Source organism: Enterobacter cloacae complex sp. 372C4 (assembly GCF_050030615.1).
GTDB classification, from domain to species: domain Bacteria; phylum Pseudomonadota; class Gammaproteobacteria; order Enterobacterales; family Enterobacteriaceae; genus Enterobacter; species Enterobacter intestinihominis.
The window spans coordinates 4336765-4359905 of record NZ_JBLGUQ010000001.1; the positions used below are offsets into that span (position 1 = coordinate 4336765).

A 23141-nucleotide genomic window follows, 5' to 3' on the forward strand; every position below is an offset into this window, starting at 1 on the left:
GAATGTAGCCAACGACCGCACATGCATTCTCTCGGCCCACGCAATTTACCCCGCATTTATACGCTCGCGATGCTTGCGGGTGCGGTCACGTCTGGCATTCATGTGCGCCGGGCACAGGCCGATGAGTACTTCGATCCTCAGGCGCTGGAGATCACCGCAGATCAGCAGCAGGCTAGCGACTTAAGCTATTTTTCCCGACAAGGCGGTCAGCAGCCGGGACGTTATCGTGTCGCGGTTGTTGTTAACCAGACGCAGCGGGATGAGCGCGAAATTGCATTCGTTGATACCGGGGGAACGCTCTCACCAGTCCTGAACCTGGCGTACCTCAAGAGACTTGGGGTAAACATCGCGGCCTTCTCTTCGTTCGATGCGCTGCATGACGAGGAGACATTTACGGACATCGGCAAATATATTCCCGATGCGTCGACGCATTTTGACTTCACCCATCATCGGCTGGTTTTCAGCATTCCGCAGGCAGCCATGTTGCAAAAAAGTGCCGATTATATTCCTCCCGAACAGTGGGACGACGGCATCCCCGCTGCTTTTGTCGATTACAATCTTACGGGCTCGACAACCAACATCGACAATATTCATGACAACAGCAGCTATCTGAGCCTGCGATCCGGTATCAACCTGGGGGCGTGGCGTTTACGCAATTACGCCACGTTTGAATATGGTAATACCCATCACTGGCAGTCTCAGGGAACATCCCTCCAGCGGGCCATTACGCCGCTGAAGAGCGCGTTAACAATAGGGAATGCCTACACGTCTGGCGAGGTTTTTGACAGTTTTCAGTTTACGGGGCTTCAGCTTGCCTCGGATGAGAATATGCTGCCGGACAGCCAGCGCGGTTTCGCGCCCACGATCCGCGGGGTCGCTCACAGCAATGCCCGCGTCAGCGTTCGCCAGCACGGTTACACCATCTATGAAACCTATGTTGCGCCTGGCGCATTTGTCATTAGCGATCTCTTCCCCACTTCGCAAAGCGGCGATCTTGAGATCACGGTCCATGAAAGTGATGGCAGCGAACGCACGTTCACCCAACCCTACTCCTCGGTGGCCTTTATGCTACGGGAGAAACGACTGAAATTCAGCGCCAGCACCGGACGGTATAACAGCCCTGACGCCGAGGGCGACACCCCGCCGTTTGTTCAGGCCTCCGCCTTTTACGGATTGTCTTCAAGCCTGACGCTGTACGGCGGAGCGGAGCTTTCCGGCCACTATCAGGCTCTCGCGCTGGGATTAGGTAAAGATTTTGGCCGGTTTGGGGCACTGGGTGTGGACACCGTTGCGGCGAAAGCACACCTCAGTGATGACAGGCTTGCCCTCGGGCAGCAAATACGCGCTCAGTACCAAAAAAATCTCGCTGAGACGAACACGTCGCTCACCCTTTCGACCAGCCATTATACGACGCATGACTTTTACAGTTTCAGTGAAGCAAATGATGACAGCGATCCAGACCAGCACGTACATAACCGGCGTAACCGCACACAGTTCAGTTTGACGCAGGATCTCGGTGCGCTGGGCAATATCAGCGCATCCTTTTACCGTCAGGATTACTGGAACGCCTCGGCGGTCGATCAAACCGTCCATCTTGGCTATTACGCTAACTACAAAGGGGTGTCGTTGAGTGTTGGGTATTATCTCACCCGCTCAAGCGCTGATGATAGCGACAACGAACGGGCGATAAACCTTAGCATCAGCGTCCCACTCAGCCGCTGGTTACCCGGCGCAACAACCAGCTACAGCCTCAACAATAACCTTGATGGCCATACTACCCGGCAGGTTTCGCTGTATGGTACGGCGCTGGCCCACGATCGCCTGAACTATAACCTCCAGCAGGGCTTCGACAACCAGGCCAATACCGCGAACAGCAACCTTGCGCTGGCTTATCACGGCGGTTATGGCAGCGCCAGTCTCGGGTACAGCCACGATCGCTATAGCAACCGCGTGAACTACGGCGCAGCAGGCGGCATTGTGGCAACACAGTATGGGGTGACGTTGAGCCAAAGCCTTGGGGATACTCTGGCGCTGATCCGCGCTGAAGAGGCGTCGGACGTTCAGGTTGAAGGGGCGACCAATGTTCACACCGACTCCCGAGGTTATGCCGTGATGCCAACCTTATCGGCGTATCACAAAAACACCATTTCGCTGGATACCGAAACGCTGGCAGAAAATGTCGATCTGGACCAGAACAGCAGAACGATTGTGCCGACCAGCGGCGCGGTCGTCCTGGCGAATTACCATACCCACGTGGGCATCAGAACGCTCATCACCCTTACGGCACACGGGCGCCCGCTTCCATTTGGCGCCAGCGCGTATGTCTCGAACGGGACGTCTGCGAAATCAAGCGTCGGCATCGTTGGCGAAGCAGGACAGGTCTATCTCAGCGGCGTGCCGCTACGCGGAACCTTGCATGCCAGCTGGCGGCAGAAAGGCCAGGATATGCGCTGTAGCGCCCCATTACGCCTTCCGGATACCGCTGGCCGCACTCCGGTCACGCTTATGAACCTTCAGTGCCAATAACTTACTGAGATACCTGTGAACAATATCAACCGTTTAATCAATCTCCTGATGCTCGCTTTTTTGCTGATTCACGCTACGGCAAGGGCGTCTCAGACCTGCCCGCCGACCATGGGCGATGCGGTCATTAACTTTCAAAACTACTCGATCACTGATAACCCCTCGATCCCTCCGGGGTCGATGCTTTCAGGCGCTATCCTGGGCCAGGAAAACCGCTCGTTTTATAACTGTCCTGAGGGAACCGGCCCGGTAACGATGCGCTTTGTGGCCAATAACGCCTTAACCGTAGCGCCCGTCAGCGGCGTGGCGCCGAACGGTACGGGCGCCCCGGCCTCCGTTTATGACGTGCCAGATATTCCCGGCGTCGGGTTTGCGGTGGGCATTCGCGAAACCACGCACTGTGCAGCCGAACCCGTGCATTACATCGCCTCGGGGGATGACAGCGTTGCGATTTGCAGCACAAACGATCCCTCGCAAATGGCGACCCAGTTCTTCGTCGTGTTTTATAAAACCGCGCAGGAGATTGTCTATGAACAGCCGAACAGCGGGCAAATTCGCGCAGGAACGCTGATTCTGGAGGATGCTAACGGCGCGGTGATATCTGAAGCTGGCGTGACGGTGGAAGTCGCTGCCGCCGACCTGAAAGTGCATAAATCGAGCTGTTATATCTCGGATAACAACATCACCGTCAATATGGGACAAAGTAGCGTAAGCGATCTCAACAAAGGAATGGATGGGGATAAACACCGCTTCATCATCCCTCTGGTCTGTGACGCATCCCAAACGGCAGCGGTGAAGATCGGGTTCTTTGGTCCGACTGAAAAAGACGCGCAGAATCACGATGTGCTGGCGCTAAGTCAACAGGAGAGCGCCGCTACCGGCGTGGGGATCCGCATTCTGTATGGCGATAACTACGGTGCCGCCAGAGGTACAACCGTTCCTCTCAACAGCACCGGTGTCGAACCTTTTGCCAACGCTGCCCGGCAGACCGCGTTTTCCCTGGATTACGACGCACAATATGTGCGCACCGAAACCCAGGCCACCGCGGGGCTGGCAGACAGCCTGGCAACATTTAGTCTGATATACAACTAAGCGCTACTCCAGTGCCAGCAGCGCAAAACTCGCCAGCCAGTGCCCGCCGCTGTAGTGACTGCCGACAACATGCTCCACGCTCGCCGAGAGATGGCGCGCAACGGCATCGCGTAATGGCTTCCGGGCGTGATGATTTTCCGGCAGGGCGCGGGCAATGTGCTTCATACACCAGGCACGGCTGAGGTTGAGACCGTCCAGATGCGCGATTTTCGGGTCGGTGCGATCGCTCACCTCAGCCGGGTTCATGAGCGCAGAAACGGCGCCCACTTCAGGCAGAAACGCATCGAACCAGGCCGGGAAATCCTCCACCACCTTACTCATCAGCAGGGCCTCGGTCAGCGCTCCGGAGATATACTCGTCGCCACCCGGCTCATAATGCGCAGGATAATGCGTGTCCGCGAGGTAAAACCGCGTTGCCGCGTCCAGGATGGCGCGCTCAAGCGTGTCATCGTTCACCGCCCGGGCATAATCCAGCCCCAGAGCGAGCGCAAACGCCGTGTTGTAGTGCGTCCCGACGCGGATCGGATAGGTAAGCTTGCTGAGGTAATCCACCAGCCGCTGGCGAATATCCCGCGTTAACGGTTGCAGCGTCTGGTACCAGCGCTCCGCCTGCGGCAGTGACGATTGTTTCAGCTCCTGCGCCAGCGCCAGCAGCCAGCCGTAGCCATAAGGTCGCTCAAACGACGCGCGGAACGGCGCGGTAAAATAGGCCAACTCCTTCGCCACCTTCTCGTCGGTCAGGTGTTCTTCGAAGAAAGTGATGATCTCTTCCCGACACGGCAGTTCGGGCCAGAGACGCAGGCAGCGCAGCAGCAGCCAGTAGCCGTGCACCGCAGAGTGCCAGTCAAAACAGCCGTAAAAGATCGGGTGCAGCTCGCGAGGCGGCAGAACGTCGCCGTCATCGTTGAGCAGATGCATAATGTGGTTCGGGTATTCCTGACGTAAATAGGTCAACGGCATTCTGGCGAAGGCGTCAGCCTGATGTTGCGTTAATTCCATTGCAGCTCCTTAGCGAAACACGAGGAAATACATTAAGAACACGTTCACCACCAGCAAGGTTAACGCGGTCGGGATCTGGATCTTGATAACCTGATATTTGTCTTTTAGCTCCAGCAGCGCGGCGGGCACGATGTTGAAGTTGGCGGCCATCGGGGTCATCAGCGTGCCGCAATAGCCTGCGTACATGCCGATAGCCAGCAATGGTGCCGGGTTACCGTGATGGACGTTAATCAGGAATGGCAGAGCGATACCGGCGCTTAACACCGGGAAGGCAGCGAAGGCGTTGCCCATAATCATGGTAAACAGCGCCATCCCCACGCAATAAATGACCACCAGCATGAAGCGGCTGTCCGGGTTCACAAACAGGCTGACCACCTTTTGTACCGATTCGCCGGTATTCGCCACCACAAACACCCCGCCGAGCATGGCGAGCATCTGCGGCAGGATCACCGCCCAGCCAATGGTATCGACCAGCCGACGCGACTGACGAACCGCATGCAGCGGCGTACCTTTTGTCAGCCACCAGCCGGTGAGGATAGCTGCCACACAGGCCACGCACAGCGCCGCCAGCGTAAGCTGCTTCTGGTCGAGCAGATAGACACCGCCAATCGACACGCCTTTCAGAAACAGCGTCCCGATGACCGTCACCACCGGGATCATCAGCGCGGGCAAGAATAGCCAGTTTTTCAGCCGGTGTGATGAGGTAACCCGCTCCTCCTCGGTGGACATTTTATAATGCCCCTTCCCGACCAGCCCGAAACCGGCCAGTAGCGCAATCACGATAACGGCGCCGCCAATAATGCGATACGCCAGCGACTTACCCAGCTCCTGCACCATCAGATCGCCAAACAGGAAGATCCCGCCAAACAGAAACCAGAACAGCGCGGTGGTATAGCGTTTCGGGTTAGCGCGATCGCGAAGAGTCATCACAACCAGCAGCATCACGACAAAGCCGATCAGGTAGTACACGCGGTTAATGGTGATAAAGGTCATCATGGTGCGATCTCCTGCGTACCCTGCTCTGCTCTCCAGGCCATCACGTCGCGACGAATGCTGGCGTCGAGGCGCAGCAGACGCGTCATATGGATGATCAGTGCCGCAATAGCGGTCGGAATGGCCCACAGGCCGATATGCAGCGGTTCGATCCCCTCGATCCCGTTCTCTTTCAGGAACGCATCAATCAGCAGTACCGCGCCAAAGGCGATAAAGATATCTTCCCCAAAGAAAACCGCGATATTGTCACACGCGGCGGCATGGGCTTTGATTTTGTCGCGGATAGTCTGCGGCAGTTCGCCGTATTCATTCAGGGCCGCCCCTTCGGCCATCGGCGCCAGCAGAGGACGCACCGTTTGTGCGTGGCCGCCAAGCGACATCAGGCCCAGCGCAGCCGTCCCTTCGCGGGCAACAAAGTAGAGCATCAGGATACGCGCCGAGGTGGCGCTGGCGATCTTCGCGACCCAGGCCTGGGCGCGCTCTTTCAGCCCGTAATACTCCAGCAGGCCAATCACCGGCAGGATCAGAATGAAAGTGGCGAGCGATCGGCTATTCACGAACTTTTCGCCAAAGGTTTCCAGCAGCATACCGAAATCCATGCCAACCAGCAGGCCCGTTGCCAGCCCCGCCACCACGACAACCAGCAGCGGGTTGAAACGCAGTGCAAAACCAATAACCACCACCGGAATCCCGATAAGTGGCAACAGTGTAGAACTGTCCATAAACGTTACCCTATCCAAAGTGAGCGTTGCGCGCCGACGGCTATTTTTTATACTTCGCAGCAGAGCGAAGCCGGTGCATTACGGCGCGCGATGTTGTGTTTTGCGTCAGGCTCCACAGAACCTGCACTAAAAAGCTATATCTGAACGTCAAAAACATGTAAACAATTTATCAATAAAATGTTCTTATTTTATCGACGGGTTTACATTCTGGAGAAAGGATCGGTATGACGACAAAGAAAACGAAAACAGCGTTAAACCACGACGACATTGCGGACGGGCGTATCGTCTCCTCCCGCCATCTCGTCTCAGAGCGGTGTGCCGAACTGTCGGAGCTGGAATACGCGTTGATCATGACCAGCAATGCGTTTAACAAATGGATGGTGCGCTGCATGACCGCAGCAGGGGAACCGGATATGGGCGCTTTCGACGTCTCGCTTCTGCACCACGTAAACCACCGCAACCGCAAGAAAAAGCTGGCCGACATCTGCTTTGTGCTGAACGTGGAAGATACCCACGTGGTGACGTATGCGCTGAAAAAGCTGGTAAAGGCGGGTTACGTCACCAGTGAAAAAGCGGGGAAAGAGCTCTTTTTCTCGACGACGGAGGAAGGCAAAGCGCTGTGCATGAAGTACCGGGAGGTACGGGAAGCCTGCCTGATCAACATTCATGCGGAAAGCGGCATTCCAGGCGCGTTGATTGGTGAGACCGCGCAGTTACTCCGCGCGATCTCCTCCCTGTATGATACCGCCGCACGCGCGGCGGCCTCGCTTTAAGGACGGCGGAAAAGCGTTATGCTCCGCCCGGCCAGTTCATAATCGACGGATTCCGTGATGATTTCCCCTGTGGGGGCATCATCCGCCGTCGAAAGCTCCAGCACCCAGCCCCCTTCGCCAAACTGCGGGATCTGGAATGGCACCGTGCCTTCAAACGGGTTAAACAGCATCAGCACGTCGTGCCAGATGCCCTCTTCCTGCTCAAGATCCGGACGGCTGATGGCAAGACCAAGGGTGGAACCCTCGTCCCACTGTTCCGACTGCTGCGGTCCGCCACCGGCGTTAAACCAGCGGATCTCAAGCCCGTCGCGCCAGTTTTCACGGCGCAGCAGCGGCTGCTCAGCGCGCAGAGCAATCAACCGACGGGTAAAGTCGCGCAGCTTCTCGTCGTTTTCAGAGAGTCCTTCCCAGTTTATCCAGGAGATCTCGCTGTCCTGGCAATAGCCGTTATTATTGCCCTTTTGCGTCCGGCCAAACTCATCACCTGCCAGCAGCATCGGCGTGCCGTGGGAGAAGAAGAGCGTGGTGAGGAAGTTGCGCTTTTGCCGCTCGCGGGTGGCGATAATATCCGGATTCTCCGTCGGCCCTTCTTCACCGTAGTTATACGACCGGTTATCGTTATGTCCGTCGTTATTATCTTCCCCGTTATCGGCGTTATGCTTCTCGTTGTAGGACACCAGGTCGTTCAGCGTAAAGCCGTCATGCGCGGTGATAAAATTGACGCTGGCCCACGGACGACGTCCGCGCAGATCGTACAAATCACCGGACCCTAACAGACGGGCGGCAAAATCGTTAGAAACGTTATCTCCCTTCCAGTATTCACGTACCGTGTCGCGGTATTTGTCGTTCCACTCGCCCCAGCCTGGCGGGAAGCCCCCCACCTGATACCCCCCTGGGCCAATATCCCACGGTTCACCGATAAGCTTCAGCTTCGACAGCACCGGATCCTGGGTCACGGCATCAAAGAAGCCGCCGCGCGGGTCGAATCCCTCCGGCTCGCGTCCGAGAATGGTTCCGAGGTCAAAGCGGAAACCGTCAATCTGCATCGATTCCGCCCAGTAACGCAGGGAGTCCATGACCATCTGCAACACGCGCGGGTGCGAGGTGTTTACGGTGTTTCCGGTGCCAGTGTCATTAATGTAATACCGGTGCTGATCCGGCATGGTGCGGTAATAGCAGAAGTTATCAATCCCCTTAAACGACAGGGTTGGCCCCAGCTCGTTGCCCTCCGCCGTGTGGTTATAGACCACGTCGAGGATCACCTCGATGCCCGCGTCATGATAAGCACGCACCATGTCGCGGAAACCCTGGATCCCCGCCGGGCCGTAATAGCGGGACGCTGGCGCAAAGAAACCGAGCGAGTTATAGCCCCAGAAGTTTTTCAGGCCGCGATCGAGCAGGTGCTGATCGTCCGGGAACCAGTGAACCGGCAGCAGCTCGACCGAGGTAATGCCGAGGCTTTTGATGTACTCCACCGAGGCTTTATGCCCCATCCCCTCAAACGTACCGCGCAGTTCAGGCGGAATAGCCGGGTTAAGCTGGGTAAAGCCTTTTACGTGGCTTTCATAGACCACGGTATGCGGCCACGGGATATCGGGCCGGCGTGAGTCCTGCCAGTCAACGGCATTGGGGTCGATGACCTTACATTTGGGCGTAAACGGCGCGCTGTCTCGCGTGTCAAAACTGAGATCCAGCTCGTCGTGTCCCAGCTCATAGCCGAAGTGGGCATCGTTCCACTCAATTTCACCTACCAGTTCACGGGCATAGGGGTCAATAAGCAGCTTATTGGGGTTGAAGCGGTGACCGTTCTCCGGATCGTAGGGGCCGTAAACGCGGTAGCCATACAGCGCCCCCGGTTTCAGGTCCGGCACATAGCCGTGCCAGACCTCATGGGTATATTCCGGCAGTTCCAGACGGGCGATTTCTGTTTTTCCCGAAGGATCAAACAGACACAACTCCACCCGCTCAGCGTGGGCGGAAAACAGGGCGAAGTTCACCCCTTTCCCGTCATAATTTGCGCCCAACTGTTGGCCATGACCGGCCCGAATTTCAAACGTTGTATCCTTTGGCATTTTTGTTCTCCTCGATTATTCGCAGGTAAGCAGAACCAACAAACATCCCTTTTCAGACGTTAAATCCAGCGTCTCTGGCAGAAGGCGACGCTCACCGGTAAACAGATCCCGGTAGTGCTTCCCGGCCAGCGCCTGGGGTATGGCCACGGTAGTATTGGCCCACAGCATCGCATTATCGGTGACGTCAAACACCAGGCGCGGCACGGCGACGATCAGCGCCTCGTCATCTTTGATGCGGGCATAAACGATCAGATTCTCCTCCCGCTCGCCGGTTACCTTCAGCGGCAGCCAGTCGCCGTAGCGGAAAAGCGCGGAGTAATGTTGCCGAAGCCGTAACAGCGTGGCGGTGACGTACTGCTTCACGCTGCCGTCTCGCCAGCGTTGCGCATCGTTAAAAACAGTGCCATCCGCTACGCTGAGGTTTTCCGCCAGTGCGGCGAAATCCGGTTCGCGGCGGTTATCCGGGTCGACGAGGCTGAAGTTAAGCCCCTCGCTGCCCTGGTAGATGTCCGGTACGCCAGGCGCAGTCAGTTTGATCACCGTCTGGCTCAGGCTGTTCATTAACCCAGCCCGAATAAACGGCTGGAGTGCGGCACTGAAATCACGCAGGAACAGGGTGTTATCCGGGGAAAGCAGATGGCGCACGTAGTCCAGGACCACGCTCTCGTAATCTTCGTTGCTGTCGATCCAGTCGGTACGCTGCTTGGCCTCGCGCAGGGCTTTCTCGATAAAGCCGAGGAAACGCTCTTCCAGTGACTTAAGGCCATCACGATCCTCAGGCGACAGGGTTGCTGGCCAGACGCCCGCCAGCGCCTGGAAGATCATCCAGGTGTCGGCGGCGTTCGGCGCGGTGCCATCGTTGAGGAATCGGACTTGCGTCTGGTTCATCTGCCGCCAGCGCGCCAGATTTTCTCCCCACAGATCTGGCGCTTCCGTCAGCGTATACAGACGAGCTCGTGCATCCTCGCCGCGTTTGGTGTCGTGGGTGGAAGTTCCCAGCAGCGCATCGGGCTGGCGGGCAAGTCGAATGCGTATCTCCTGATGAAAACGGGAAAGTGAAAACGCGCGCGGCGTCGGGTCGGCGCCGACTTCGTTCAGGGCCAGCTCCAGGTTATGGCGGAAGAACAGCGTATCCTCTACCGATTTCGCCATCAGCGGCCCGGTCAGCTGCTGAAAACGGGTGCGGAAAAGCGAGGCCAGCGCGTGGTCATGCTCCGGCAGATCGCCGGAAAGAATACGCACGATAAGGCTCAGAGCGGGTTCAGAGGTGTTGACGCTGGCAACCACGCGGCTGAGCAGCGCCACATCCGGTGACGTCAGCCCCTGTGCGGTGCCGTAGGTGCGATACACCGGAAACGCGATAAGCAGCTCGCGCAGGGCATGGCGGATATCCTCATGCTCCACTTCGGCACCGTTATGCCCGGCCAGCTCGCTGGCTATTTTAAGCAGCGTGGTAAATTCACCTTCAAAATTACGATCGGTCATCAGCCCTTTGGCGTTGCGAAGTTCCGCCTGCCTGTCAACGGTCGTACCCAGTGTCTCGTCGTAGAGCGTCTCCAGCCGCGAGAGGTTGGTATCATCCACCAGCACTTCCGCCAGGGAGGCGATAAACTCATAGCCCGTAGTACCTGAGATGGGCCACTCCGGAGGAAGCTGTTCCCCTTTGGCGAGGATCTTCTCTACCGTGATGTAGCAATCCGGTCCGGTCGCCGCACGCAGTCGCTGCAAATAGCCCAGCGGATCGGCAAGCCCGTCCACATGGTCAATGCGCAGGCCGTCGACAACCCCGGCGTGGACAAGCTCAAGGATCAGGCGGTGCGTGTCTGCGAATACCGCCTCATCCTCTACCCGCACGCCGACCAGCCCGGTGATTTCAAAAAAGCGCCGCCATGAAAGCTGTTTCGGCGCTTCCCGCCAGGACATCAGCCGCCAGCTTTGCGCCTCGTGGATCTCAGCGATGCTCTTGCCTTCGGCATACGTGCCGGGATTAAGCGGATAGGCGGTATCATAGTAAACCAACGCCGCGCTGTCGGTGACACTGTCACGTTTCAGGGTGATAGCCCCCCGCTCCAGCTCGGCTTCAAAGGTGTCGCCAAGAAACGGCAACGTCAGGGGTCGGGACCAGTCGATATCAAAATACGCCGCATAGCGGCTCTGCCGACCGTGCTCGATAACATCGCGCCACCAGCGGTTTTCCAGCGAGGTCGACATATGGTTAGGAACGATATCCAGAATCAGCCCCATCCCCGCCTGTTTCAGCGCTGCCGCCATGCGGTCAAACCCTTCCCGCCCGCCAATCGCCGGGTCGATTTCGTTGGGGTCGGTCACGTCATAGCCGTGGGTGGAATCCGTGGTTGCGGTGAAAACAGGTGACGCGTAAAGATGGCTAATTCCGAGGTCTTTCATATACGGAATCAGGTCCACCACGCGATCGAAGGTCATGCCGTTGCGAAACTGAATTCGGTAAGTAGAGGAAGGGATCATAGCGCTGCTTCTCCATCAGCAAAGCGAACAACAATGCTGTTCGGCGGCAGGTTTTCGACTGCCTCCGGCCAGCTAAAGATCGTTTTTCCGGGCAGGTCCGCTAAGGCGAGGGGCTTTTTGCCGATATTCAGCGCCAGCGACAGCGTACCGGACGGAAAATGCCAGCTCACGGCAACCATGCCGAGCGCCGTTTGCAGGACGTTACCCTCCACGGCGCCCCGCTGTTTCAGTAACGGGACGATAAAGCGTTGACGCAGCGCAATCAGTTCGCGCGTAACGTGCAGCCACGCCCTGCCTTCCTCCGTGTCTGCCTTGTTCCAGTCAAGCTTCGACCGCATAAAGGTATTTACGTCATTGGGATCCGGTACGGTTTCATCGTGCCCGGCATGGCCGGTAAACTCTTTCGCGCGACCCTCCCGCACGGCTTTCGCCAGGTCGCCGTGGAAGTCGGTGAAAAAGAGGAACGGATGCGTTTCGCCATACTCCTCGCCCATAAACAGCAGCGGAATATGAGGCGACATAAGCAGCGCCGCAAACAGCACACGCGTTTTATCCGCGCCTGCCAGAGAGATAAGCCTCTCCCCCTGGGCACGGTTGCCGACCTGGTCGTGATTCTGAATAAAATCGACAAAAAACTGCGGTGGTTGCTCGCGACACTCTACCCCGCGCGATTTCCCGGTCTGAAGCGAGATTTCCCCCTGGTAGACAAAGCCCTCTGCCAGCGCCCGCGCCAGCTTTTTCTCCGGCTCAAAGGCAAAATCCTGATAATAGGCGTGTGATTCCCCGGTCGCGAAGACATGCGCGGCGTTGTGAAAATCATCATTCCATTCGGCGGTGAAAAGCGGCGTCTGACCATGTTCATCGCGCGGGTGCAGGAAAATCACGTTGCGACTGTCTTCGGTGGTCAGATGGATATGCCGATCCGGAAAGGCGTCGCGGATCCGTTGCGCTATCTCGGGAAGAATATGGGTCTCAGCGTCGTCATGGATCTGGTCGATGGCGTCGAAGCGCAGACCGTCAAGATGATACTCCGAGAGCCAGAATAACGGCGCCTCAGCGATGTATTGCCGGACGGCTTCAACCTCATAGGCTATACCGTTGCCCCACGGGGTCATACGATCCTGATGGAAAAACGCCGGCGAGAGCAACGGCAGGTAGTTCCCTTCCGGGCCAAAGTGGTTGAGTACAATATCCAGCACCACGGAAAGCCCGAGCGCGTGGGCGGCATCGATGAAGGCATGAAAATCATCCGGTGTGCCATAAGCTGAGTGCGGGGCATACAGCAGTACGCCATCATACCCCCATCCGCGCGCGCCCCCGAACTGGGACACGGGCATCACTTCCAGTTGCGTAATACCCAGTTCGGCCAGATAAGGCAATTTATTGATGGCCGCCCTGAAGGTTCCTTCCCCGGTGAAGGTGCCGATATGCATCTCGTAGATCACCGTCTCTTCCCATGGCCGCCCTTGCCATTCCCGCTGTGCGGGCAGGTTGTGACGCGGGTCGATTACCACCGACGGGCCGTTGACGTCAGCCTGTTGCGCGCGCGAGGCCGGATCCGGCACCGCCATTCCATCCTGTAATACAAACTGATACGGCGTACCGTGTCTGACGCCGGGCACGTCAACCTGAAACCAGCCGTCGCCCACCGCCGCCATCGGAATGTCGGTGTCGGTTAAACGCAACGTGAGATCTTTCTGCCCTTCTGCCCAGACGCGAAAACGTACAACGTCATCGGAAATAAACTCAGCACCCCAGTGCCTGCGACATGTTCTGAATTCCATTCATTGTCCTCGAATGACCACATTTTACGCGGAACGAAATACAAGCTTAGACCAGGATGAACAGAGTGTTATGCCAGCAGGGTATGCCGCTTCGTCTATTATCTATTTATAACTCCCACTTAAGGAATACTATGCATATTCGAAAAGGATTAAGCACCGACCTCGCCCGTCTTGAATGTTGTGATTTTTCTTTTACGGTCGATGAGATTGCCAGAGAACCTTTTCTCAATGGTGATTTGCATATCGAGGCGCTAACCGATCCTTATCATAAAACCTATGAACTGGATCTCCAGACGCTGGAAAATCATTGCGTTAATCCCGATTCAATATTTCTTATCGCCGAAACGGATGACGGTGAAATCGCCGGTTTTATTACCGCGTCCTGCAACTGGAATAAATTTATTTCGGTGGATTACATTGCCGTGGAGCGTTCAAAACGCCGAACGGGCGCGGCGCACAAGCTGATGTCTGCCACCCACGTTTGGGCGCGAAGCCTCAATGCGCCCGGCTTACGGCTGGAGACGCAGAACGTTAATGTTTCTGCCTGTCTGTTCTATCGTCACTATGGGTTTATTCTGGGCGGTTACGATCGTTACCTTTACAACGCCCTGCCGGAAAAAGATGAGGTCGCCCTTTTCTGGTATTACATGCTGGCTTGAGAAAATATTTTATATCCGCCACTGGAATATAGATTTGTCTGAATTTGTCAATTTTGCCCGCTTACGTTTAATTAACGACTAATCTTGGAATTCACTATTAAGGAGGCCGGTATGTCTACAGGAAATAATCACACGCTGCATTACCCTCGTCCACCGTTTGCAGAACAACCGCAAAGGGCTCCCGGGCTGGCATCGGAAATGAAGCCAATACCGGATCATGGTGAAACAAGTTATATCGGGTCAGGAAAACTGGCAGGAAAAAAAGCGCTGATTACCGGCGGTGATTCCGGCATTGGTCGCGCGGTAGCCATCGCCTATGCCCGTGAAGGTGCAGATGTCGCTATTGGCTATCTGCCGGAAGAGGAGTCCGATGCGGCATCGGTCATTGCGCTGATTCAGGCCGAAGGCCGTAAAGCGGTCGCCATTCCCGGCGACATTCGCGTGGAGTCCTTCTGCGACACGCTGGTGGAAAAAGCCGTTGCCGAACTGGGCGGCCTGGATATCCTGGTGAATAACGCCGGACGCCAGCAGTACTGTGAATCTATCGACGATCTCACCACGGCAGATTTTGACGCGACGTTTAAAACCAACGTCTATGCCCCCTTCTGGATCACCAAAGCTGCGCTGCGCCATTTGCAGGAAGGTGCCGTGATCATCAACACCACTTCCGTTCAGGCGTTTAAACCGAGCGCGATCCTGGTGGACTATGCGCAGACCAAAGCCTGTAACGTGGCCTTTACCAAGTCTCTGGCCCAGCAGCTTGGGCCGCGTGGCATTCGGGTGAATGCCGTCGCGCCAGGTCCATACTGGACGCCTCTTCAGTCCAGCGGCGGTCAGCCTCAGTCTAAAGTTCAGAAGTTCGGGGAAGATACGCCCCTGGGGAGACCGGGTCAGCCGGTTGAAATCGCACCGCTGTATGTGCTGTTTGCCTCCGATTCCTGCTCATACGCTTCCGGGCAAGTGTGGTGCTCTGATGGCGGTACCGGCGTGCTGTAAAGCATCCTCTCAGACCTATCCATTTCATGGATAGGTCACATTCACTCCCCTGCTGTTCTCAAAAATCGCAGTTGAACTATGATGAACTTACTATTGAGGAGCCCATCATGTTTACTGTGAAAAAACTTGCGATATCAACCCTGTTGACCGGTTCAGTTTTATTCTTCCCAGCGATCCACGCGGTGGCCAGCGTTCCGCAGCATGTGGTGAAACAGCAGGCTGGCGGCTACAGCGTTCAGGTTGGCGACACGATTATCACCGCCTTTACGGACGGCAGCGTGCCGCAGGATCTGCACGCCTTACTGCGCCGGACGACGGCGGAAAATACCGATGCGTTACTGGCCAAAAACTTCCAGGCCAATCCGGTGGAAGCATCGATTAACGCGTTTTATATCGCTTTGCCCGGTCACAAAATCCTGGTGGATACCGGTTCCGGTCAGCTCTTTGGCCCCGGCAAAGGCGGGCGGCTGATTGAAAGCCTGGCGACCCAGGGCATCAAACCCGAAGATATTACCGATATTCTAATCACCCATGCGCACTCCGATCACGCCGGTGGTCTGGTCAAAGACGGTCAGCGCGTGTTTACCCACGCGCAGGTCTATGTCGGCAAACCGGATATCGATTTCTTCTTTAACGACGAGAACCAGAAAAAATCGGGCTATGACCAGAACTACTTCGATGTCGCGCACAAGACATTAAAGCCTTATCTGGATGCCGGAAAAGTGAAGACTTTCTCAGGCACCGAACAGCTTCTGCCGGGCATCAGCGGTACGGTTCACCCGGGCCACACCCCAGGTTCCGCGTTTTACACGCTGGAGAGCAAAGGTGAAAAAATTACCTTTGTCGGCGACATCATCCACGTCGCCGCAGTTCAGTTCCCGCAGCCCAACGTGACGATTGCTTACGATGAGGATCAGGACGGCGCCGCCCGGGTGCGCAACGCAGCTTTCGCTGAGTTTGTGAAAAACAAAGATCTGATTGCGGCGCCACATCTGCCTTTCCCCGGGATCGGCTATGTGACGAAAGGTGAGCGGGAAGGCTACGCGTGGGTCCCGGTGACCTATACCAACCGTGACGCAAAATAAGATGTCCCCCTCCGATATGGATATGGACCTGATCCTGACGCTGGATGCGTTACTCAGGGACCAGAATATCACCCATGCGGCCGCGCGGCTGGGCATCAGCCAGCCAGCAATGTCTGCCCGCCTGGCACGCCTGCGCGTGTTGTTTGATGAGCCGCTGTTTGTCCCTTCCCCACACGGACGTGGGGTGTTACCGACGCCGCGCGCCGAAGCGTTAAGGCCGCAGGTCGCGACGGTTTTGCAGGGCATAGCGGCGATGCTTGAACCCACCACGTTCAACGCGCAGAACAGCAACCGCACCTTTGTTATTGCCCTGCACGAAAACCCGGCGCTAATGCTGGGGGCAGAGTTGCAGAATCAGATTAGCAGTGCGGCACCAGGTATCCGCCTGCGTTTTGCGCTCCCGGAAACCCAGCTGCTGTCAGCGCAGATGGAAAATGGCGATGTGGATATTTATATCGGCGTTAACGCGGGGGCGCACGATGCATGGGTCAGACGCAAACTGTTTGACGATGAATATGCCACAGCCCAGCGGAAAGGCCATCCGCGCGGTACGGGGCCGGTGGATCTGGAAAGCTATTGTAGCCTTTCACACCTGGTGGTTTCATCCGAGGGCGACCCGTTCGCGGGCTTTGTCGATCAGCATCTGGCGGGGCTTGGCCACCAGCGTAACGTGGTGATGTCGACGCAAAGCTATGCGATGGCGCCTGCGATTGTTGCCGGTACCGATTTACTCTGCACCCTACCCAGGCGCATGTTGCTACGCTTTACGCAAACGCTTGATATTTTTCCGCCGCCGCTGGATCTCCCGCCGATCGTCATCGGTATGTACTGGCACCCGAAAAACAGTCAGGATCCGGCTAATCGCTGGCTACGTGAACAGCTTCTTCAGGCCGCCGGACGTCAGGTATGATCGAGGATACTCAGCAATTTTTTCAGGACCTCAGAGCGAATAATCCGGTGGCAAACCAGCGTCAGCTCGCTCTCCCGGAGTCGGTCAAGAATATCCACAAAGACGACGTTTTGTACGCATATCGCCTTCGCTGAAGCTGGCAGCATGGCGATGCCAAACCCTGCCGAGACGAGGCTTATCACCGTGGGGACATCGGTGGCATTTTGCACAACGTCAGGCTGTATGCCAGCGCTGTGGCAGGCATCATAGAAATATTGCTCCAGCCCCATCCCCTCCGGGTCGCGCAGGGCAATCCACTTCTCCTCTTTCACCGACGCAAGCGTCAGCGCGGCGGAGCCCGCCAGACTGTGTTGACGAGGTAAGGCCAGCACGGCTTTTTCCGTTGTGAAAGGACGACTTTGCAGATCGTCAGGCAGCAGCGGTAACGGGGCACGAATAATGGCCACATCCAGCTGGTTGCTTTGCACGCCGGTATAAAGGGTTTGCACGTTTCCCGTCATCATGGAAAGGCTGATGGCTGGCCATTTCTCATGTAAAAGCCGCAGCGCGTCGGGCAGCTTACTGTCGAATATCGCGCTTGAAACGCATCCGAGATTCAGCACGCCCTGTTCCCCTCTGGCCGTCTGTCTGGCATCCAGAATCGCCTGATCGGTCATAAAAATCGCCACTCTGGCTTTACTGAGAAACGCCTCACCGGCTGGCGTGAGCGTCAGGCGACGATTCGCCCGGCTGAAAAGCGTGACCCCCAGGCGCTCTTCGAGGGTTTTGATCTGCTGACTCAGCGCGGGCTGCGCCATGTTAAGGCGCTCCGCCGCACGATGCATGTGAAGCTCTTCCGCCACCACGATAAAATTGCGCATCAGTCGAAACTGCATACTGTGCCTTCATTATTGATAATAAAATTCATATTAAAATAGCATGAATGATGCAATTGATAGCCTTCTTCGTCCGGTTAAGAATGGATGCAATCATCCGAGGGGGAAAATATGGAAAACCACATCAACGATCTCAGAAGTGCTATCGAACTGCTCAAACGCCATGAAGGTCAATACCTTGAAACCAACCATCCGGTCGATCCTGACGCGGAGCTGGCGGGTGTGTACCGGCATATTGGTGCTGGCGGCACGGTAAAACGTCCGACGCGCATCGGCCCGGCCATGATGTTTAACGCTATTAAGGGGTATCCCGACTCCCGTATTCTGGTCGGTATGCACGCCAGCCGCGAGCGGGCGGCGCTCCTGTTGGGCTGCGAGCCCTCTGAACTGGCAAAACATGTCGGCCAGGCGGTGAAAAACCCGATTGCTCCCGTTGTGGTCCCGGCGGCCCAGGCCCCGTGTCAGGAGCAGGTGTTTTATGCCGACGATCCGGACTTCGATCTGCGTAAATTGCTTCCGGCACCGACCAACACGCCGATAGATGCCGGTCCGTTCTTCTGTCTGGGGCTGGTGCTGGCAAGCGATCCGGAAGACGCCTCGCTGACCGATGTCACTATTCACCGTCTTTGCGTTCAGGAGCGCGATGAGCTCTCCATGTTCCTTGCCGCGGGCCGCCATATTGAAGTGTTCCGTAAGAAAGCCGAAGAGGCGGGCAAACCCTTGCCGGTCACGATCAATATGGGTCTCGATCCCGCTATCTATATTGGCGCCTGTTTCGAAGCCCCTACCACGCCCTTCGGCTACAACGAGCTGGGTGTCGCCGGTGCGTTACGTCAGGCTCCCGTCGAGCTGGTGCAGGGTGTGGCCGTAAATGAAAAAGCGATTGCGCGTGCGGAAATCATCATCGAAGGCGAACTGCTGCCGGGCGTGCGCGTAGAAGAAGATCAGCATACCCACACCGGGCACGCGATGCCGGAATTTCCCGGCTACTGCGGGGAGGCTAACCCCTCCTTGCCGGTAATTAAAGTGAAGGCCGTCACGATGCGTCATCAGGCGATCCTGCAAACCCTGGTAGGACCGGGCGAAGAGCACACCACGCTGGCCGGTTTGCCAACGGAGGCCAGCATCCGGAATGCGGTGGAAGAAGCCATCCCCGGTTTCCTGCAAAACGTCTATGCGCATACCGCTGGCGGGGGCAAATTCCTTGGGGTATTGCAGGTTAAAAAACGCCAGCCTTCTGACGAAGGGCGTCAGGGTCAGGCGGCCCTCATCGCGTTAGCCACCTATTCCGAGCTTAAAAATATTATTCTCGTCGACGAAGACGTGGATATTTTCGACAGCGACGACATTTTGTGGGCGATGACGACCCGTATGCAGGGCGATGTCAGTATCACCCATCTGCCGGGGATCCGCGGTCACCAGCTCGATCCGTCTCAGGCGCCGGATTACAGTCCCTCCATTCGTGGCAACGGGATCACCTGCAAAACGATTTTCGACTGTACGGTGCCCTGGGCGCTGAAGTCCCGCTTTGAGCGTGCACCCTTTATGGAGGTAGACCCGACGCCGTGGGCACCTGAACTGTTTAAAAAATAGTATTAACCGGAAAGTCTTCTTCACCCTTTACGGGTGAAGAACCTCACGCTGAAATTGCCGCGTCCCCTGCTTTCTTGTAACCTTTGAGCGTTTATCACATCCCCATAAAAAATGAGACTACCGGACGCCTATGACAGCACATATTTCCAACGATCCTTTGCATGGCGTAACGCTTGAAATGCAGGTTAACGCGCTGGTTGCGCGATATGGCTGGAATGAACTGGGCAACCGAATCAAAATCAACTGTTTTCGCAAGGACCCGAGTGTTAAATCGAGTCTGAAGTTCCTGCGCCGGACCCCATGGGCGCGGGCGGAAGTTGAAGCCCTCTACCTAGACTCCCTTCACGATGACGGTAACGAGGAACAGGACGAACCGGCGTTTAATCCCTGGACGGATGGCCGGACACCCAGGAGCTAACACGCAAATGATGCGACACGTAAAACGGACTGGCGCGCTGCTTGGCTGCGCGCTTTTACTGGTAAGTTGCACTTCCAAACCACCCAAATCACTCGTTACCCCGCTGCCGCAGGCGAAACCTGTACAGCAGACTAACGCACCCATGCGCGGGATCTGGCTGGCGACCGTCTCCCGTCTCGACTGGCCCCCCGTGTCATCAGTGAATGGCCGCAGCGCGGACCAGCGTATCGCCCAGCAACAGAAGGCGCTGACGGACAAGCTCGATAAGCTGAAAAAGCTTGGGATCAACACCGTCTTCTTTCAGGTAAAACCGGACAGTACGGCGCTGTGGGCCTCTGAAATACTGCCGTGGTCAGATACCCTGACCGGGACTATCGGGGAAGACCCCGGTTACGATCCGCTCCAGTTTATGCTGGATGAAGCGCACAAGCGCGGGATGAAGGTTCACGCCTGGTTCAACCCTTACCGCGTCTCCACCAACACGAAGCCGTCGACCATCGCGGCGCTTAACCGTACCTCGTCGCTTCATCCCTCCAGCGTCTACGTCCAGCATCCGGAGTGGATCCGCACCTCGGGGGATCGTTTTGTTCTCGACCCGGGCATTCCCGAGGTGCGGGACTGGATAACCCAGGTGGTGATGGAAGTGGTGAATCGCTACCCTGTCGACGGCGTTCAGTTCGATGACTATTTTTACACCGAGACGCCGGGCTCAACCCTGAACGATGCCTGGACCTTCAGGCGCTACGGCGAGGGATTTGCGTCGAAAGCTGACTGGCGTCGGCACAATACGCAGCAGCTGATTGTGCAGGTATCAAGGGCGATCAAGCAGGCAAAGCCTGAGGTTGAATTTGGCGTCAGCCCGGCGGGTGTATGGCGCAACCGCTCCTTCGACCCGGCAGGATCGGACACGCGCGGTGCCGCAGCCTACGATGAATCCTACGCTGACACGCGAAAATGGGTACAGCAGGGTTTACTGGATTACATTGCGCCGCAGATCTACTGGCCCTTCGCCCGCGACGCGGCACGATACGATGTGCTGACAAAATGGTGGGCTGACGTGGTGAAACCGACCCATACCCGCCTGTATATCGGGATCGCATTCTACAAAGTAGGCGCGCCTTCCCGAAACGAACCGGACTGGACGGTGAACGGCGGCGTACCGGAGCTGAAAAAACAGCTCGACCTCAACGATTCACTGCCAGACGTAAAAGGCACCATCCTGTTCCGTGAAGACTATCTTAACCAGCAGCAGACGCAGGAAGCCGTAAATTACCTCCGGGGGCGCTGGGGTAGTTGACTGACAAAAGGCAGAAACGTCCTGTTTCTGCCTTTTTTTACGGCTTCGGCCCGAACATCGCCTCAAGCTGTTTTGCGTCTGGCATGCCCACGACCTGCTGCAGTTCGTTTTGCTCATTCAGGTAATAAATAGCCGGTGTGGCATTTGCGCCGAGACTGTCCATAAGCGTCTGGTGATTTTGCAGGATCTCAACGGTTTCCCGTGAAGCCGCCCCTTCAGGTTTAGGCAGCTTTTTACCGCCGGACAGCTCGTACTCTTTCCAGGCCGACACCGGATCTTTGGCATTCAGGATCGCGGAGGCGTTACGCCCGCTGTTCGGGTTAAGAAACGCAACCAGCAGCGTGTTGAGCTGGACCTTGCCGGCCTTCACCCACGGCTGCGCTTCAGCCCAGAACTGCTTGCAGTACGGGCAGAACGGGTCGGCAAAAACAAAGACTTTGCGCGGGGCGCTCTCCGCGCCCTCTTTCAGCGGATGCGCCGCATTGAGCTTTTTCCACATCTCGCGGCCCATCGGGGCGTAGATCTCTTTCTGGAAAAAGGCCTCGCTGAGGTTGGTTCCCTTCTCATCATACAGATAGCCAGACACCACGTGCTTTCCGTCAGGGGTCAGAAAGAGCGTCACGCCCATGTCCTGATACTGCCCCAGCCACGCTGGCGCGCCGCCGGGGGCATCAATTTTCTTAATGATTTTGATATCCTGCTGCTCACTGAAGTGCTTTACCACATCCGGAAGCGACTCCTCTGCCCTGACCAGCCCTGAAAACAGCAGAGCAGAGAGTAACAGCATCTTTTTCTTTGCTAACAGTTGAAGCATAACGACCCCTCTAAGATATTGTTTTTCAGAGTGGTCGAACTTTATTGCCCTGTCAACGCTTCATAAATATCCTTGAGGCGACTACGCAAAAATCGCACAGCTTTGTGTTTGCGGGATAATAACGCCTGCACGCTGTCGCCCGTTTCCTCCGCCAGCGCCTTCATGGTGTATCCTTCAAATTCCGTTTTTTCAAACACCTCGCGCTGTGGTGGCGGCAGTTCCGACAGGGCTTGCCCCAACTCTTCCCACAGCAGGATGTTGAGATACTCCTCCTCCGGGGTTTGCGGTACGCCGAATAACGTTTCTGCAATCTCCAGCTCCGGAAAGTCCTCGTCATCTGCCGTCAGGTACCCCGGCAGTGAAACCTCATGCTTTTTTCGCGCCCGGTCGATCATCTCATTCCGCGCGGCGCGAAACAGCCAGGCGGCGACGTTCTCCACCGGTTGTTCCACTTTCATCAACTGCCAGGTCACTTCCTGAAGAATATCATCGACATCATCACGAACCGCAGTCCGTCCGCGAATGAAGGCTTTTAGCCGTGCGCGGCAGGCATTGAGTGCCGAGATCAGTAATGATTCCCCCGCCTCACCGGCTTTCATATCGCTCACTCGGCTTCCGGCGCTTTCGCAGCGTTATCATCTCGCTTCTCATCCCGGTCATCGTGCCACCGGCAATGACCATGACGCCCAAATCCCGCCCGACGCTGCTGAATGAAGGCTTCACGTTGTTCGGGGGTCATATTCATCCATTGTGCGTGCATACGGCGGTGTGCACCGAACATGCCTGGACGAAAACCCAGCCCACCGAAAAGAATGCGGCTCAGCAGCAGGATCCCCAGCGCCTGCCAGAAGCCAATGGCTTTAACCCCCAGGATGGCCGGGAGCAACGCGTTCCAGAGGGACATGACCAGCAGGCCAAGCACCACGAACAAGACTGCGCCTATCACGATGCCCTTGTACATACGATGGCGGCCCAAACCACGTCCGTGACCTTTTCCGTGCATATCAAAATTTCTCATGTGTACCTCGTTTATGTTGAATGATTATGGTCTC

The 23141-nt window shown here is 56.6% G+C and carries 20 protein-coding genes; 10 read left to right on the plus strand and 10 right to left on the minus strand.

Annotated features, from left to right (window positions below; all coding sequences use genetic code 11):
• Positions 1 to 21 precede the first annotated feature (21 nt).
• A complete protein-coding gene (locus ACQG11_RS21035; protein WP_302215224.1) occupies positions 22 to 2526 on the plus strand; it encodes a fimbria/pilus outer membrane usher protein in 2505 nt (834 codons plus the stop codon).
• 15 nt (positions 2527 to 2541) lie between these two features.
• The gene (locus ACQG11_RS21040; protein ID WP_022648153.1) at positions 2542 to 3615 is read left to right on the plus strand and encodes a fimbrial protein; all 1074 of its coding nucleotides are present in this window, start codon (positions 2542 to 2544) and stop codon (positions 3613 to 3615) included.
• 3 nt (positions 3616 to 3618) lie between these two features.
• On the opposite strand, the gene ACQG11_RS21045 is transcribed toward ACQG11_RS21040, so the two are convergent.
• Genes ACQG11_RS21045 through ACQG11_RS21055 form a run of 3 tightly spaced genes read right to left on the minus strand, consistent with a single transcriptional unit; the run spans position 3619 to position 6329 of the window.
• Entirely contained in the window at positions 3619 to 4614 is a 996-nt protein-coding gene (locus ACQG11_RS21045; protein ID WP_063145888.1) for a DUF2891 domain-containing protein, read from the minus strand.
• Between the two features lie 9 nt (positions 4615 to 4623).
• Positions 4624 to 5610: a DUF979 domain-containing protein gene (locus tag ACQG11_RS21050; RefSeq protein WP_032677267.1), complete on the minus strand. Its 987-nt coding sequence runs from the start codon at positions 5608 to 5610 to the stop codon at positions 4624 to 4626.
• Entirely contained in the window at positions 5607 to 6329 is a 723-nt protein-coding gene (locus ACQG11_RS21055; RefSeq protein ID WP_022648156.1) for a DUF969 domain-containing protein, read from the minus strand. The genes ACQG11_RS21050 and ACQG11_RS21055 overlap by 4 nt, the downstream gene beginning before the upstream one ends.
• Positions 6330 to 6553: 224 nt before the next feature.
• Between ACQG11_RS21055 and ACQG11_RS21060 the strand changes: the two genes are divergently transcribed.
• Positions 6554 to 7102: a winged helix DNA-binding protein gene (locus ACQG11_RS21060; protein ID WP_063145887.1), complete on the plus strand. Its 549-nt coding sequence runs from the start codon at positions 6554 to 6556 to the stop codon at positions 7100 to 7102.
• On the opposite strand, the gene glgX is transcribed toward ACQG11_RS21060, so the two are convergent.
• The 3 genes from glgX to treZ are packed head-to-tail and all read right to left on the minus strand — an operon-like array spanning position 7099 to position 13442.
• Positions 7099 to 9174: a glycogen debranching protein GlgX gene (glgX, locus tag ACQG11_RS21065; protein WP_022648158.1), complete on the minus strand. Its 2076-nt coding sequence runs from the start codon at positions 9172 to 9174 to the stop codon at positions 7099 to 7101. The genes ACQG11_RS21060 and glgX overlap by 4 nt on opposite strands.
• Positions 9175 to 9189: 15 nt before the next feature.
• A complete protein-coding gene (treY, locus tag ACQG11_RS21070; RefSeq protein WP_426728755.1) occupies positions 9190 to 11658 on the minus strand; it encodes a malto-oligosyltrehalose synthase in 2469 nt (822 codons plus the stop codon).
• Entirely contained in the window at positions 11655 to 13442 is a 1788-nt protein-coding gene (gene treZ, locus ACQG11_RS21075) for a malto-oligosyltrehalose trehalohydrolase (RefSeq protein WP_426728756.1), read from the minus strand. Before treZ ends, treY begins: the two co-directional genes overlap by 4 nt.
• Before the next feature lie 131 nt (positions 13443 to 13573).
• Between treZ and ACQG11_RS21080 the strand changes: the two genes are divergently transcribed.
• The 4 genes from ACQG11_RS21080 to ACQG11_RS21095 all read left to right on the plus strand — a co-directional run bounded on the left by ACQG11_RS21080 (position 13574) and on the right by ACQG11_RS21095 (position 17092).
• The gene (locus ACQG11_RS21080; protein ID WP_022648161.1) at positions 13574 to 14101 is read left to right on the plus strand and encodes a GNAT family N-acetyltransferase; all 528 of its coding nucleotides are present in this window, start codon (positions 13574 to 13576) and stop codon (positions 14099 to 14101) included.
• Between the two features lie 111 nt (positions 14102 to 14212).
• Positions 14213 to 15097, plus strand: coding sequence for an SDR family oxidoreductase (locus tag ACQG11_RS21085; protein ID WP_022648162.1), 885 nt, complete (start codon positions 14213 to 14215; stop codon positions 15095 to 15097).
• A gap of 107 nt (positions 15098 to 15204) precedes the next feature.
• The gene (locus ACQG11_RS21090) at positions 15205 to 16182 is read left to right on the plus strand and encodes an MBL fold metallo-hydrolase (RefSeq protein ID WP_280004611.1); all 978 of its coding nucleotides are present in this window, start codon (positions 15205 to 15207) and stop codon (positions 16180 to 16182) included.
• Position 16183: 1 nt separating this feature from the next.
• Positions 16184 to 17092 carry a LysR family transcriptional regulator gene (locus ACQG11_RS21095; RefSeq protein WP_063200230.1) on the plus strand — a complete coding sequence of 303 codons (909 nt, stop codon included), beginning with the start codon at positions 16184 to 16186 and terminating at the stop codon, positions 17090 to 17092.
• Here ACQG11_RS21095 and ACQG11_RS21100 read toward each other — a convergent pair.
• Positions 17083 to 17967 carry a LysR substrate-binding domain-containing protein gene (locus tag ACQG11_RS21100; protein WP_022648165.1) on the minus strand — a complete coding sequence of 295 codons (885 nt, stop codon included), beginning with the start codon at positions 17965 to 17967 and terminating at the stop codon, positions 17083 to 17085. The genes ACQG11_RS21095 and ACQG11_RS21100 overlap by 10 nt on opposite strands.
• A 111-nt stretch (positions 17968 to 18078) precedes the next feature.
• On the opposite strand from ACQG11_RS21100, the gene ACQG11_RS21105 reads away from it, so the two are divergent.
• From ACQG11_RS21105 to ACQG11_RS21115, 3 genes are all read left to right on the plus strand, one after another.
• Positions 18079 to 19560, plus strand: a complete 1482-nt coding sequence (locus ACQG11_RS21105) for a UbiD family decarboxylase (protein ID WP_108367576.1) — start codon at positions 18079 to 18081, stop codon at positions 19558 to 19560.
• Between the two features lie 130 nt (positions 19561 to 19690).
• Complete coding sequence (locus ACQG11_RS21110; RefSeq protein WP_023300148.1) at positions 19691 to 19978, plus strand: VF530 family DNA-binding protein; 288 nt, start codon at positions 19691 to 19693, stop codon at positions 19976 to 19978.
• A gap of 7 nt (positions 19979 to 19985) precedes the next feature.
• Positions 19986 to 21275 carry a glycoside hydrolase family 10 protein gene (locus ACQG11_RS21115; RefSeq protein ID WP_426728757.1) on the plus strand — a complete coding sequence of 430 codons (1290 nt, stop codon included), beginning with the start codon at positions 19986 to 19988 and terminating at the stop codon, positions 21273 to 21275.
• Positions 21276 to 21312: 37 nt separating this feature from the next.
• Here the strand turns inward: ACQG11_RS21115 and dsbG are convergent, their stop codons facing one another.
• Genes dsbG through ACQG11_RS21130 form a run of 3 tightly spaced genes read right to left on the minus strand, consistent with a single transcriptional unit; the run spans position 21313 to position 23107 of the window.
• Positions 21313 to 22089 (minus strand): thiol:disulfide interchange protein DsbG, encoded by a 777-nt coding sequence (dsbG, locus tag ACQG11_RS21120; protein WP_022648169.1) that lies wholly within the window; start codon positions 22087 to 22089, stop codon positions 21313 to 21315.
• Between the two features lie 41 nt (positions 22090 to 22130).
• Positions 22131 to 22688, minus strand: a complete 558-nt coding sequence (locus ACQG11_RS21125; RefSeq protein WP_179954854.1) for an RNA polymerase sigma factor — start codon at positions 22686 to 22688, stop codon at positions 22131 to 22133.
• A gap of 5 nt (positions 22689 to 22693) precedes the next feature.
• Positions 22694 to 23107 carry a hypothetical protein gene (locus ACQG11_RS21130; protein WP_045622692.1) on the minus strand — a complete coding sequence of 138 codons (414 nt, stop codon included), beginning with the start codon at positions 23105 to 23107 and terminating at the stop codon, positions 22694 to 22696.
• Positions 23108 to 23141: the final 34 nt, after the last annotated feature.

What these genes read in the sequence shown, in the direction of transcription:
- ACQG11_RS21110 (WP_023300148.1), top strand. Translation starts at nt 19,691, where the DNA reads ATGACAGCACATATTTCCAACGATCCTTTGCATGGCGTAACGCTTGAA.
- treY (WP_426728755.1), bottom strand. Translation starts at nt 11,658, where the DNA reads ATGATCCCTTCCTCTACTTACCGAATTCAGTTTCGCAACGGCATGACC.
- ACQG11_RS21045 (WP_063145888.1), bottom strand. Translation starts at nt 4,614, where the DNA reads ATGGAATTAACGCAACATCAGGCTGACGCCTTCGCCAGAATGCCGTTG.
- ACQG11_RS21095 (WP_063200230.1), top strand. Translation starts at nt 16,184, where the DNA reads ATGTCCCCCTCCGATATGGATATGGACCTGATCCTGACGCTGGATGCG.
- ACQG11_RS21055 (WP_022648156.1), bottom strand. Translation starts at nt 6,329, where the DNA reads ATGGACAGTTCTACACTGTTGCCACTTATCGGGATTCCGGTGGTGGTT.
- ACQG11_RS21130 (WP_045622692.1), bottom strand. Translation starts at nt 23,107, where the DNA reads ATGAGAAATTTTGATATGCACGGAAAAGGTCACGGACGTGGTTTGGGC.
- ACQG11_RS21085 (WP_022648162.1), top strand. Translation starts at nt 14,213, where the DNA reads ATGTCTACAGGAAATAATCACACGCTGCATTACCCTCGTCCACCGTTT.
- ACQG11_RS21105 (WP_108367576.1), top strand. Translation starts at nt 18,079, where the DNA reads ATGGAAAACCACATCAACGATCTCAGAAGTGCTATCGAACTGCTCAAA.
- ACQG11_RS21090 (WP_280004611.1), top strand. Translation starts at nt 15,205, where the DNA reads ATGTTTACTGTGAAAAAACTTGCGATATCAACCCTGTTGACCGGTTCA.
- glgX (WP_022648158.1), bottom strand. Translation starts at nt 9,174, where the DNA reads ATGCCAAAGGATACAACGTTTGAAATTCGGGCCGGTCATGGCCAACAG.
- ACQG11_RS21080 (WP_022648161.1), top strand. Translation starts at nt 13,574, where the DNA reads ATGCATATTCGAAAAGGATTAAGCACCGACCTCGCCCGTCTTGAATGT.
- dsbG (WP_022648169.1), bottom strand. Translation starts at nt 22,089, where the DNA reads ATGCTTCAACTGTTAGCAAAGAAAAAGATGCTGTTACTCTCTGCTCTG.
- ACQG11_RS21050 (WP_032677267.1), bottom strand. Translation starts at nt 5,610, where the DNA reads ATGATGACCTTTATCACCATTAACCGCGTGTACTACCTGATCGGCTTT.
- ACQG11_RS21060 (WP_063145887.1), top strand. Translation starts at nt 6,554, where the DNA reads ATGACGACAAAGAAAACGAAAACAGCGTTAAACCACGACGACATTGCG.
- ACQG11_RS21100 (WP_022648165.1), bottom strand. Translation starts at nt 17,967, where the DNA reads ATGCAGTTTCGACTGATGCGCAATTTTATCGTGGTGGCGGAAGAGCTT.
- ACQG11_RS21035 (WP_302215224.1), top strand. Translation starts at nt 22, where the DNA reads ATGCATTCTCTCGGCCCACGCAATTTACCCCGCATTTATACGCTCGCG.
- ACQG11_RS21115 (WP_426728757.1), top strand. Translation starts at nt 19,986, where the DNA reads ATGATGCGACACGTAAAACGGACTGGCGCGCTGCTTGGCTGCGCGCTT.
- ACQG11_RS21125 (WP_179954854.1), bottom strand. Translation starts at nt 22,688, where the DNA reads ATGAAAGCCGGTGAGGCGGGGGAATCATTACTGATCTCGGCACTCAAT.
- treZ (WP_426728756.1), bottom strand. Translation starts at nt 13,442, where the DNA reads ATGGAATTCAGAACATGTCGCAGGCACTGGGGTGCTGAGTTTATTTCC.